This is a genomic window from Cognataquiflexum aquatile, assembly GCF_003316845.1.
GTDB lineage: Bacteria > Bacteroidota > Bacteroidia > Cytophagales > Cyclobacteriaceae > Cognataquiflexum > Cognataquiflexum aquatile.
Genome location: NZ_QMIK01000004.1, coordinates 503558 through 516046, shown reverse-complemented (window position 1 = coordinate 516046; position 12489 = coordinate 503558). Strand labels below are relative to the sequence as shown.

14 protein-coding genes are annotated in these 12489 nt (G+C 31.8%); all 14 read right to left on the bottom strand.

Features of this window, described 5'->3' with window-relative positions; translation table 11 throughout:
• Positions 1-6: 6 nt before the first annotated feature.
• Positions 7-1044 carry a polysaccharide biosynthesis protein gene (locus DQW11_RS13765; RefSeq protein ID WP_113924644.1) on the bottom strand — a complete coding sequence of 346 codons (1038 nt, stop codon included), beginning with the start codon at positions 1042-1044 and terminating at the stop codon, positions 7-9.
• 1 nt (position 1045) lies between these two features.
• Positions 1046-1816, bottom strand: a complete 771-nt coding sequence (locus DQW11_RS13760; RefSeq protein WP_113924643.1) for an AglZ/HisF2 family acetamidino modification protein — start codon at positions 1814-1816, stop codon at positions 1046-1048.
• Between the two features lie 2 nt (positions 1817-1818).
• Positions 1819-2433: an imidazole glycerol phosphate synthase subunit HisH gene (gene hisH, locus DQW11_RS13755; protein WP_113924642.1), complete on the bottom strand. Its 615-nt coding sequence runs from the start codon at positions 2431-2433 to the stop codon at positions 1819-1821.
• The gene (locus tag DQW11_RS13750; RefSeq protein ID WP_113924641.1) at positions 2430-3575 is read right to left on the bottom strand and encodes an N-acetyl sugar amidotransferase; all 1146 of its coding nucleotides are present in this window, start codon (positions 3573-3575) and stop codon (positions 2430-2432) included. Before DQW11_RS13750 ends, hisH begins: the two co-directional genes overlap by 4 nt.
• Positions 3565-4797 (bottom strand): glycosyltransferase, encoded by a 1233-nt coding sequence (locus tag DQW11_RS13745; protein WP_113924640.1) that lies wholly within the window; start codon positions 4795-4797, stop codon positions 3565-3567. Before DQW11_RS13745 ends, DQW11_RS13750 begins: the two co-directional genes overlap by 11 nt.
• A gap of 19 nt (positions 4798-4816) precedes the next feature.
• A complete protein-coding gene (locus DQW11_RS13740) occupies positions 4817-5947 on the bottom strand; it encodes a hypothetical protein (protein ID WP_157966117.1) in 1131 nt (376 codons plus the stop codon).
• A 337-nt stretch (positions 5948-6284) separates the two neighbouring features.
• Entirely contained in the window at positions 6285-7163 is an 879-nt protein-coding gene (locus DQW11_RS13735) for a glycosyltransferase family 2 protein (protein WP_113924638.1), read from the bottom strand.
• Positions 7156-7914 (bottom strand): NAD-dependent epimerase/dehydratase family protein, encoded by a 759-nt coding sequence (locus DQW11_RS13730; RefSeq protein WP_113924637.1) that lies wholly within the window; start codon positions 7912-7914, stop codon positions 7156-7158. The genes DQW11_RS13735 and DQW11_RS13730 overlap by 8 nt, the downstream gene beginning before the upstream one ends.
• A gap of 182 nt (positions 7915-8096) precedes the next feature.
• On the bottom strand, positions 8097-8366 hold the full coding sequence (locus DQW11_RS13725) for a hypothetical protein (protein ID WP_113924636.1): 270 nt from the start codon (positions 8364-8366) through the stop codon (positions 8097-8099).
• Positions 8367-8575: 209 nt separating this feature from the next.
• Positions 8576-8809 (bottom strand): sugar phosphate nucleotidyltransferase, encoded by a 234-nt coding sequence (locus DQW11_RS22650; protein WP_198669900.1) that lies wholly within the window; start codon positions 8807-8809, stop codon positions 8576-8578.
• 78 nt (positions 8810-8887) lie between these two features.
• Positions 8888-9865, bottom strand: coding sequence for a glycosyltransferase (locus DQW11_RS13715; RefSeq protein ID WP_113924635.1), 978 nt, complete (start codon positions 9863-9865; stop codon positions 8888-8890).
• Complete coding sequence (locus DQW11_RS13710) at positions 9858-10994, bottom strand: NAD-dependent epimerase/dehydratase family protein (RefSeq protein WP_113924634.1); 1137 nt, start codon at positions 10992-10994, stop codon at positions 9858-9860. Before DQW11_RS13710 ends, DQW11_RS13715 begins: the two co-directional genes overlap by 8 nt.
• Complete coding sequence (locus DQW11_RS13705; RefSeq protein WP_113924633.1) at positions 10991-11581, bottom strand: CatB-related O-acetyltransferase; 591 nt, start codon at positions 11579-11581, stop codon at positions 10991-10993. Before DQW11_RS13705 ends, DQW11_RS13710 begins: the two co-directional genes overlap by 4 nt.
• On the bottom strand, positions 11578-12480 hold the full coding sequence (locus tag DQW11_RS13700) for a class I SAM-dependent methyltransferase (RefSeq protein ID WP_113924632.1): 903 nt from the start codon (positions 12478-12480) through the stop codon (positions 11578-11580). Before DQW11_RS13700 ends, DQW11_RS13705 begins: the two co-directional genes overlap by 4 nt.
• Positions 12481-12489: the final 9 nt, after the last annotated feature.

Here is a 12489-nt window from a genome sequence, read left to right as displayed (position 1 = left end):
CCTCTATCAATCAGGATATTGTTCAACGTTGGTTTCTCCCAAAATCTCTTTTCGGATGATTGGAAGTTTGAAAAGTAATTTTTTCATTCCCTCAATATCCAATCTTTCTGTATTATGTGAATGATATTCTTCAAAGTTGGAAACACTAGGTTCTCCTTCTGAAAAAAACTGGGCGTAATTGAGATCTCTCGTATCCGCCGGAATTCTGAAATAGTCTCCCATATCTTGGGCTTTGACCATATCTTCCCGATTCACTAAAGTTTCATATAGTTTTTCACCATGTCTGGTTCCAATAACATTAATTTCATTTGAAGCACCGTACAACTCCAAAAGTGCCTTGGCCAACACTTCAATAGTAGCAGCTGGGGCTTTTTGAACAAACAAGTCTCCCTGTTTGCTATTTTCAAATGCGAACCAAACCAAGTCAACTGCATCTTCCAAAGTCATCATAAACCTTGTCATATTGGGATCTGTGATAGTCAATGGCTTTCCGGACTTGATCTGTTCTATAAATAACGGTATAACTGAGCCCCTTGAAGCCATTACATTTCCATATCTCGTTCCACAAAATATGGACTTCGAATCATCAAGATTCCTTGATTTTGCTACCATCACCTTTTCCATCATAGCTTTGGACATTCCCATGGCATTGATTGGATAAGCGGCTTTGTCTGTACTTAGTACCACAACCCGATTCACCTCAAATTTCTCTGCAGCAGACAGCACAATGTCAGTACCAAGAATATTTGTTTTTACAGCTTCTAGTGGAAAAAACTCACAGGAAGGGACTTGCTTCAAAGCTGCTGCATGGAAAATGTAATCCACTCCTTTGACAACATTTTCAACACTTGCTAGATCCCTTGCGTCTCCTATATAGAATTTGACCTTTGGATCGTTTATCTTTTTTCTAAGATCGTCTTGTTTTTTTTCATCTCTACTAAAAATCCTGATTTCACTAAATACATCAGAATTCTTAAATCTATTTAATACCGCATTACCAAAAGATCCGGTTCCGCCTGTAATCAAGAGTTTTTTACTATTCATTTTAAAGGTATTTTTTAATTAATTCGTCTTTCAATTCCGGTGACGGGTAATTGATTAGAACAGCTTTATATTTTCCTTTGAACACAAACAAGCTTCCCGCTGCTGCTCCAATTATTCTAAATTTTTTTATGAGTTCCCCGATATCTTCATGGCTTCCTGCACCACCGAGGATTGTCAAAGGTAAGGTGGTTTTCGCCCTGACTTTTTCAGCCAAACCCAAATCATATCCTTTCATTTTTCCGTCAAGATCAATGTTATTGATAATAATTTCTCCTGCTCCCAATTTTTCTGCTTCTTCTATAAAGTCAAAAACGTTTTTATTAATGGTTTTTTTTCCATTCAAGATTGACATTTCATATCCACCCAATAATTTTCTCCTAACATCAATTACAACTACCACACTTTGACTACCTACACTTTCTGATATTTCTTTGATTAAATTAGGATTTTCGACAGCCGCGGAACTAATCGCAACCTTTTCAACACCAAGAGCAAAAATCCTTCTGGCTTGTTCAACAGATTTAATCCCACCACCATAACATAAAGGCATTCTGCATTCGGAGGCCCAATGCTCAATCATTTTATAATCAGGCTCTCTATTTTCTGCACTTGCATCGATGTCGATAATCATCAATTCATCGACTTCCTTTTCATTGAATATCCGAACAGCATTAATAGGGTCACCTACATATTTTGGATCTTTGAAATTGACAGTCTTTACCAATCCTTTGTCCTTAACAAGGAGACATGGAATTATTCTCGGCCTAAGCATAATTAAAGTTTAGCGAAATTATCAAGGAATTTAATACCGAAACCATGGCTTTTTTCAGGATGACACTGAATACCGTAAATATTTTCATGGTTTACTATACAAGAAAAGGTTGTTCCATATTCTGATGTGGCAATGACATCCGATGCCTTGTCGCAAGCCATAAAATAGGAATGCAAAAAATAAAATTTGCTTTGCTTAGGAAAACCATCCAATATTTTATCATTTTTTACTATATCGACATCATTCCAACCCATGTGAGGAAGATGGGGTCTAAAATCAATCTTGTCAATATCAAATCTCACAACATCAGCTTCCATCCAACCAAGACCCGGCATGGATCCTTCTTCACTTTTTCTTGCCAGCATCTGCATTCCTACGCAAATGCCCAAAGCGGGTATTTTTTTATTTAAAACAAGGTCATTGACTGATTCACTCAAGCCTGATTCCAGAAATTTTGTCATTGCGTAGTCGAAGTGCCCTACTCCAGGAAGAATCACTTTTGTAGAACCAATCAGGTCTTCTTCAGTCTTCGCCAAATAGGCTTTATGACCTAATTTGTTATATATGTTGAGAAATGCCTTGACATTTCCAACCCCATAATCAATAATTGATATCATCTGAAAAGTCTTCTTTCTTTGCCAATTAATGAGAGAACTTTTGTACCTAATGAAATAATTTTCTTTTTGTTGCGGTAATCTTTATATGTTTTTTTTGGTAAATCAAACATAGCTTGTAATTCCTCCACAGTCAATTCTAGTTTATTAGCAACATACTCAAATTCCTGCTTTAAAAATTTTTCATCCATTTCAGGCCTTGAAATTCTTTCTAGCGCTTCATCTCTTGTCATTTGACCTGTAAGGATTAAACTTGAAAAGTGAGCTCGTCTTTTTTCATATCCAAATCTCCTAGGCAACCAATAATCTTCATAGAACCTGGTCCATCTTGATTCGTGGTGCTTATGTTTAAACTTTTGCCATCCAAACCTTTTTCCTAAAAATTCTTCAGCATCTTTTTTAACAAATGGAACTAGATCCAATGGTTTGAAAACTTCCATACCCAAAAAAGTCATGTAATAAGCTTTATATACAAGTATGTCAATTAAAGGAAAAGTTTTTAATGGCTTCTTGCCGAATTTTTTGTGAATATCTAATATAAAGGTTTTATCTATACCTGGTCCATACCCCCCCCATTCCATTGGTTCCCTGCAACATTCAGTTGAAATATTCGATCCGGTAATCACATATTTTATTCTATGCTTTCTAGCAAAAATATATAGTGTAGAAAAAAAAGCGTAGTCCTGTGGCAAATCTTGGTCGGAAATTCCTGACTTAAGAACAGCAACTTGCAAGTCTTTCATTTCTTCCCAATTAATTACTTCAGTATAAAGATCCAAGCCTAATCCGTCAACTAATTTCTCTATATTTCCAACCGCTTGATCTGTATTCCAACCTGCATCAACATGAAACAGCAATGGCCTTAAACCCATCACCTCTTTAGTTATATAAGTAACATAGGAGCTGTCTAATCCTCCACTTAGGCCAATAATACAATCAAAGTCTTTTCCTTCCCCCTCCTTCTTTATTTTTTCAGCCATTCTCATTAGCTCTTTGTGTCCCTTTTCATCAGGATGCCAGCCTTTCACCATGACATTATGAAAATTGTGATAATAATCCGAAATCCCATCCTTATCAAATATGATATTGGGATCTGATGTATCCATTATTGTTTTTTGACAGATTTGATAGGTTCTAGAGTTCATTTTTATTCAATAAAAGACGTTTATATAAATTAAAATATTCCTGAAATTTTTGGTTCTTATCAAAATGAAGAGAAGCTTTATTTCTACAAAAATTCAAATAATGATTTTTGCCTTTTTTGCTGATTTTTTGGATAGCATTTTTGATTCCTTCCACATCATGCTTTTCAACTATAAACCCGGTGTTTTCATCAATTGATTCAACACTTCCACCGGTATTGTATGTAATTACAGGAGTTCCACAGGCCATTGCCTCAAGATTTGTGGTAGGATAAGAATCTTCGAAAGTAGGATTTACAAAAACATCGGCCGCTGAATATAGATTTGCAAGCTCTTCCACATTTTCTGTCCTTTCAATTCCAATTATGGTAGATGGAATTGATTTCATTTGATTTGAATTCAAACCTACAAGAATAATAATGAAGTTTTCAGGCGACAAAATCTGACTAAGTTTTACAAACTCGTAAAAACCTTTTCTTATTCCCCAGGTACTTGCCACTCCAATGATTAAAAATCTATTATTAATATTATACTTGAGTTTGATTTTCATTGCTGAATCTCTTGGATAAAAAGTAGATAAATCAATTCCATTTTTTATAACTAATGTATAATTTTCTTTTAGAAATGATTCCTTAACAAGGTTTCCTAACCAATCAGAAACAGTTACAATCGTAAGGCCATTTATAGAATTAAAAATTCTTTTTTTGTCAGCAAAATTATGTTTGGATCGATCAAATAGCAGACTCTTCGGATATTCTGATTTTTGCTCACAATGATTACATTCTGTTTTCCACTTCTGACAACCAATAAAATCAAAATGAGTACAATGACCCGTAAATGACCAACAATCATGAAAAGTCCATACAACAGGGATTTTACAGACTGCTAAATATTCAAATAGTATTTCTATATTAATGTAATACCCGTGAAGGTGGTGCAGATGTATGATATCAGGTTTTATTTGTTTGATTTTTTTAACCAATTCAGTTGTCGCCTTCTTTGAAGAAAAACCATGATTGTCAAGAAGCCTTGTTTCTATGCCATGATAATAAACATCTAATTTGTTACCGATTTTAATTAATTCAGAGCTACTAGAATTTACTTCTCGAGAATAAGCAATAAAACTTTTCCATATATTATCCAAAACTACTTGACCAATCTGTTCAGCAATTCTTCCTACAGATCCTATATTTACCTCGATGCAAATTTGGAAAAGAGTCGGCATATTAACTATTAAACTAAATTTAACTTTTTGTTATTTCTTGGGTTGCAAAATTTTTAAATCTAAAGAAAGATTTAAATAATTTATAAGTAAAAAATATTCCAACTATATCAGACAAAATCCAGTCTAATCCAAAACTATTTAATGTGTTATAAAAAACAAAAAGGATGATAGCCCTTTTTAAAAAAAAAAGGTAAATATTGTTTTGATCCAAATTCAAATAAACCCTCTTAAATAAAAATCCTGTTAAAAAAATGGGAATTAATGAAAACCATTTGCCGAAAAGTGCATAAAACTCACCATATAAAGTAAATTGATCTGATTGATATGCTTCATCAACTAGAGATAAACTTGGTGTGCCTCTTTGATTATAAACAAATGTAGTTGCATTGGATGCTTTTGGAGTATCAAAAACCATGAACCCTGGAGTTAATATATTATCTACTATGCTTTTAAAATAAAACAAGGGATTAAATATTCCTGAATATTTATCTGAATTGGAAATGGTTTCAGCGCAATAGTCTAAAAATCCAATTCTGTCAAAAACACCTGCTAAAACAAGATCAGAGCCCTCAATTACTATTTCTTTTACGTCAAACTCTTTCAAAACTTCAAATGTTTCCTGTCCGATTTTCTCCCTATTTTCAAGTCTTGGTCTAAGAAAAGTAGAAACTGCAAATATTAATATCATTAATGGCAGTAGAATAGATCCAATAGCTATATACTTTTTTTCGATTTTAATATTATCATAAATAGCTAAGAATGCAAAAATCAAAAAATTGATTAGCCCAAGAATAGCCGATCTACTTCCTGTAAGAGTCTGAATTACAACCATCAATAAAATCCCAATAAATACAATATATTTGGTTCTAATTGGAATTCTTTCTTTAAAAATCAATAAATAGACAATTGACATGAACAATATAGTACCTATGTTTACAAATAAACTAAGTACCATCCCCATGATTCCCTCAAGAAACCCTAATCCTATATTCCGGTAAAAAGCAAAAAAATATCCTATAAAAATTAGTAATGACACCAAATGTGTTTGAACAGGTTTAACTTTTGAAGTATCATAAATAAAACTCGATTTTAAACCGTTTAAAGTAAGGCCTAAATAAAATACAATGTTAGCTACCAAAATAAAAATCAAAGAATAATTAAGGTTTTCAACAGTAAAATGAAATCTTAAAAAAACGTAAGAAAATTCGTAATTCAATAAAGTGAGAATACGAAATAAAAAGTAAATAATCATCTGTAAACATAATAATAGCACGAAAGGATCTCTCCTTTTCTTCTCAAAGAATAGAAAAGTTCCAATTTGAATTGAAAGTATTGTGCCTAATAAAACAGTATTATAATTTACGTATATTCCCTCGCCATTTTTATTAAAGGAATACCACAACAAAATCAAAATACAGAAATTAGATAATTTTAATATTTTATTTAAGTCTATGTCTTTTTATTTAGAATTGTTCAATATGAGTTTTTTACTTTATTTTGAACTGGCACATAAATAAACCAAAAATTGCTTTAACATTCCTGATTGAATTTCGAAGCCTCAAGGCTTTTAAGTAAGATACTTTAGCTTCGGAAAATAAGGACAATGAATGGTACATCCGACCTGCAATAAAATGGTAATTTGAAATAGCATTATCTTGTTCAGTTGGGGAAAGAAGTGGCATGTATTTTTCTAACAACCTCTTAGCCCTATCTATTTGTTTTTTTGAATTGGATATATTTTCACCTACCCAATAAGCTCCAAATGATTGATTAATATATTTAAATCGATTTGTTATTTTAGCAGTTCTAATCCAATAATCATAATCTTCAACGGCAATTAGTTCTTTATCTTCAGTGATATTCCCCAATTGATCAACTATATCTTTTCTGAGTACAACACTTGAATTAACGAGACCATTGCCATTTACAATTAAATCTTTTGCGATATTATCATTTAAAATTCTACCTTTTGCAATTCGGTTTGATTTCCCTTCTTTCGAATAAATATCTAAATCATGATGAATCAAATCATAATCTGATAGGTATTGGAGAGAAACTTCTAATTTATTTGGATACCACCAATCATCAGAATCCAAAAAACAAATCCAATTACCTTTGGCTTCAGAGATTCCTTTGTTTCGGGAAACGGCAATAACCCCTCCATTCGCAATACTAATTATTTGTATACGTGGATCTTTATATCCTTTAACAATTTCAATTGTATTATCTTCTGAAAAATTATTGACCACAATAGCTTCCCAATTTGAAAATGTTTGAATCAATAAACTATCTAAACATCTCCTAATATAATTTGCATGGTTGTAAGTTGGGATAATTATTGAAAATAAATCGTTTGAATTATGCATTGTTTTGTTCTAAGTAATCAAATAATTCATTTATGCCCACTTCAAGACTCCATTTAGTTTCAAATCCTAAAGATCGGATCAAACTATTATCTAAAACAAATTTTCTTATTTCGAAATGAGGTCTTTGCTCACCAGCAGAAATTATTAATTCCAATCCATATCTATTGTAAAAAACAGTTTTTATTTTTTCTGCAACTTCTTTAATTGAAAGGGTAATACCAGAGCATAAATTAAATATACCATGTTTTGATGAACTTTCAATTATCAATTGAACACCATAACAAACATCCCACCCATGGATAAAGTCTCGGATTGGCGATCCATCAGAAGTTAAGACTAATTCCTTATGGATGAAAGCCATCCTACATAAGTCATTCACAATTAACCACCAAGAATTATTTTTTTCTAAAATTGGAGCTCCATAATTATTAGAAAGCCTGACTACATGGCAATCAACGGAATAATTTCTATTGTAATATTCACATATAACTTCTCCTACATGATGTGTAAGAGCGTAGGCATTATTAGTTTTTGGATTACGATGTTCAGAAATAATCTCATTTTGGATATTGCCATATACTTGAGTGGTTGAGAAATATATAAACTTCTTCAATCCCTTTTTGGAGAAAATATCTAACAAAGACCAAACCGGTGTTACGTTTTCAGCACTAACAGCATGAGGAAATCCATTAGATCTACGGTGATCTAAAGACACTAAATGAATCAATAGATCATATTGGTTTAATGCTATTTCACTAAGAAGATCTTCATTTCAAACATCACCAACGAAAATCTTATCCATTTTAAAAACCCAATTCTCATTATTAGGAACTTTGGAATAACAAAGCGATATAACAGCATACCCTTGATTTGCTAAATGCAAACAAAGGCGAGCGCCCAAATATCCACTACCTCGAGTAATTAAGACCTTTTTCAAAACCAGTTATATACAATTTCAGAAAGATTCTCCTTTCGTTCAACTTCAGCTGGATCGTGCTCCAAATTAGCTAAATTTAATAATAAGTTATATTCATAACTAATTCCGCTAAATGCAACCCAAACACCCGGAGGAACAGTAACTCTTTGGTAGTTACCGTTGCCTATTGTAACATCAAAAAAAATGTTTTTAGTCAAACTATTTACACTATCATCAAAAATAGCAAAACGTATTTTTCCTATTAGACCTACTAAATTAGGCTTCATTTCTAAATGTTTTTTCCATGGTTTTATTTAACCATACTTAATCGTTGAAAATATGCTTCTCCAAAACCATAGGTGAGAAGAAACATGCGATCCTTTTCAATATATTTTTTTATTCGCCTAATTCTTGCCCCAGTCATTGATTTTATTCCAGTTTCGGCAAATGTTATTTCCCATCCATCTTCATCATGGCTAATTTCTGAAACTATTTGCTAAGACTTTTTGCCTAATTTTATGGTTACATCAGAATTTCGTACCTCATAATTAATAAAAAAATCCTTAATGACTTCGCTCTTATATCCCATACATAAAACAAAATCTGTATATCCATAAACAGAATATGTTTTCATAATATGCCAAATGATAGGTTTCCTCCCTATTGGTATCATAGGCTTCGGTATATCATCTGCAACATCTCGAATTCTTGTCCCGAAGCCTCCACACAATATTACTGCCTTTATAAATTGACTATTTTTTACGTTATAAATAATTAAATATAAAAAGCTTTGTTCTAAATAATTATTTTAAAATTTATTTTTACAAAATTTTAAATATCTATACTCCGAAATTATTTTATTAGTGCCCAAAATTAAATAGTATATAGATAATTTATCAATTTTAAATATTTCTTTATAAACAGATAGAAAACTTAAAATCCAAGCATTCTTATTTTCAATAAAAAAAGAAAACCATACGGCGCCAGCACCTAATTTTATCTTTCTTATCTGGCCTTGCATCAAATTATTTTTTGAGATGTGATTATAAAACATTTTGTAAATCTCAATAATTTGAATTTTCATTTTAATGCTACTCCTAATCGTCGTTGCATGCTGTCTAAAATAGTTTAACGGTTTATTTACATAGTAGAAATCTGAAATTTCAGTCAAATTCAACCATAACTCCCAATCAGCAACCACTAAATATTGCTCAGATAGCCCATTGACCTTTTCGAACAATTCACGCTTTATTAAAGCGGCACTCAAATTTGGAATAACGCAAGAAAACGAAAGATATTCCTTCATTTTAATACCCTGAATTAAGGGATTATCTTTTATATCCATTTTGAAGGATTTTTCCCTTCCCCAAAAATCATCACTGAAAATCTTCCCATCTTCATCAACTAGATAGCTTTTTGAAAAAACAACCCCAACAGACTGATTTTCTTCAAATACATTCAATAGTAACTCTATTTGATTGGGTTCAGCATAATCATCACACTGAGCAAAAATAATATATTCCCCTTTGGCAAATGATGCGCCGAAATTAGTCGACTTCACGTAACTGCCGGAATTTTTACTGTTAAATTTTATTATAACATTTGAAAAACTTTCATATTCTTTAAGAATTTCCTGACTCCCATCAGTTGAACAATCGTCAACAATGATAATTTCAAGCATTGGATATGTTTGATTAACTAAGCTATCCAATGCTTGCCTCAGGTATTCTCTATGATTGTAACTGGTAAACACGATACTTACCAAAGGGTAATCAATATTATCCATTTAGTAATCCTTTTTCTTTTAATTCTATTATAGATTTTCTGTAGTCTGTTGTATCTTTTGGAATATCTTTTTGTTCTAGTGCCCAATCAATAAAACTATGTAAGCCATCTTTGAAACTCCACTGTGGTTCAAACCCAATAATTTTTTTTACGAATTTCAAATCGGCAAAATTGTGTCTAATATCACCTTCTCTAAAAGCACCTGAAACTATTATTTCTGAATCACTTTTGAGATAAGAAACAATTTCTTGTGCAACTTCCAATACAGTAATAGGCACTCCACTTCCAACATTAAAAATATATTGTCCAATCTTGTCAAGTTTTAAACAACTTACTGTAGCATTTACTACATCTTGAATATGAACAAAATCTCTACTTTCAAGGCCATCCTCGAAAATATTGATCTTTTCATTCTGTAAAGCCAACCTGGTAAAGATTGATAAAATTCCTGTATAAGGATTTTTTAATGATTGTCCCGGGCCATATACATTTTGGTATCTTAATGCAAAACCACTAATTCCCCTTAATTGTGTCGCTAGGATAATCATTTGTTCCTGCACTTGTTTTGTAATTCCATAAATGGAAGAAGGGTGAATTTTAGATAACTCGTCAGTTGCATTAACACTTAAGTTATATTTTCCTGATATGGGACAGCAAACTTCAAAACTTTCTTTAACATTTAAATGAGTTCTGGATTTGGGAAAAACGATCCCATGTTCGGGAGAATGATATTTCCCTTCCCCATATATAGATCTTGAAGAGGCAACTATTACTGATTGAATTTGATGGGATTCATTTATGATATAGTCGCATAAATTAGCTGTTGACTGAATATTAACATTTGTATAATGAGATACTGCATACATTGATTGCCCTGTTCCAGTTTCTGCCGCATAATGAATTACAGCATCTTGTCCGTTTAAAGCTGAATTTAAGACGGACTTTTCGGTAACATCACCTATAATTAATTTGACTTTACCTATTAAATCTCCCGGTAACTCTTTTTTATCCCCATGTATTTGGGGAAGAAAATTATCAAGTATTGTAATTTCAAATCCTTCTTTAAGTAAATTTCTTGCTACATTGGTTCCAATAAACCCAGCTCCCCCAGTAATTAAAACTCTTTTCATAATTCTTTTTTATGCTTTCTTAAGAAATCTGGTAAATTCATATACATATCATCTATGTTTTCAATTAGATAACTATTACTCCAATCCCACCAACCAATATCTATAATTTCTTTAATTGTAGATTCTGAAAATCTAAATTTTATCAATTTAGCAGGAACTCCACCAACTATTGAGTATGGTAAAACATCATTTGCAACAACTGCTCCAGCAGCGATAACAGCTCCATGCCCAATCGTAACTCCAGACAATATGATTGCATTTGCTCCAATCCAGACATCGTGTCCAACGGTAATTTTACCTTTTGTTAAAGTGTCATTTTCATCTCCAAGATTCAGAATTTTAGAATAAAATGGAAATGAAGAAACTAAATGGTAGTTATGTTCTCCACTTGTAATTAGTTGAACTCCTTTTGCAAAACTGCAGAACTTCCCAATTTCAACTTGGTCATCATTTCTAAATAAAAGAACCGTAGAGGGAGAGACTCCATAAGTATGTTCCCCAATTGTGACCCTTTTATCAATTAAAGTATCATGTTCACTTAATAAATTTCTTAAGTAATTAATCAAAAAACGTAAAGGCCCTCTCATTTCTTTACTAGTTTAATCCCACACAAAATAAATCTACCTGGCCTTGAAAAGGCTTCCCAGCCAAAAGTTTTAATTAATGCTTTTTCCCAAACAACTAATAGTGAAATTATAATACTATAAAATCTTAAAGCTGCTTTTTTTAATCCCATAGCTTGCATTGAAAAACCAAGTGAATAAATATGCCAGGCTCTTATTTCAATAACATCAAAATACTTCATGAAAATTGATTCTAATTCATCTTTATTCAATGGCCTTTCGTGTGGACTTTCCATTGAATATCCATTTTCTAACTCTTGTATATGCCTTTTATTGTATAGCTTGAAAAATTTTGGAATAAGTGTGAGAAATATTTCTATCATTATATTATTGACATGATCAATAATTTTTACCAAAAAATTGTTCTTATTATTTGATTCCAATGGCTCATACAAATATACTTTCCCACTTTTTTTTAATACGAAAGAAATTTTACGGATTATTTCTTCAAGCTCAACCATTGGCAAATGATGTAAAAATGCACTAACAAAGATTACATCAAAATGAGATTCAAGTTCAGAACAATCCCAGTCTAATAAATCACAACAAATAAAAGTTAGTTTATCATCCTTAGTTTTTGATTTCAAATTATTAGCTATATTAATTTGTTCTTGCGAAACGTCAATACCTGTCACAAACATGCCTTTTTCAGAAAATGATCTAGCAAACCAACCAGAACCACATCCAACATCCAACATTTTTTGTTTTGGGCTAAAGAGGTAATTTTCGTAATCTATTTCAAGGTCATTTCTTAGAAGTTTATTTAAATTGTCATTCAATTTCCATTGAAGATTCATATACTCCCCATGTTGATTCCACCACACTTTTTCATCTTCATGCCATTTTTTTAAATCCGTTTCCATCTATAATTT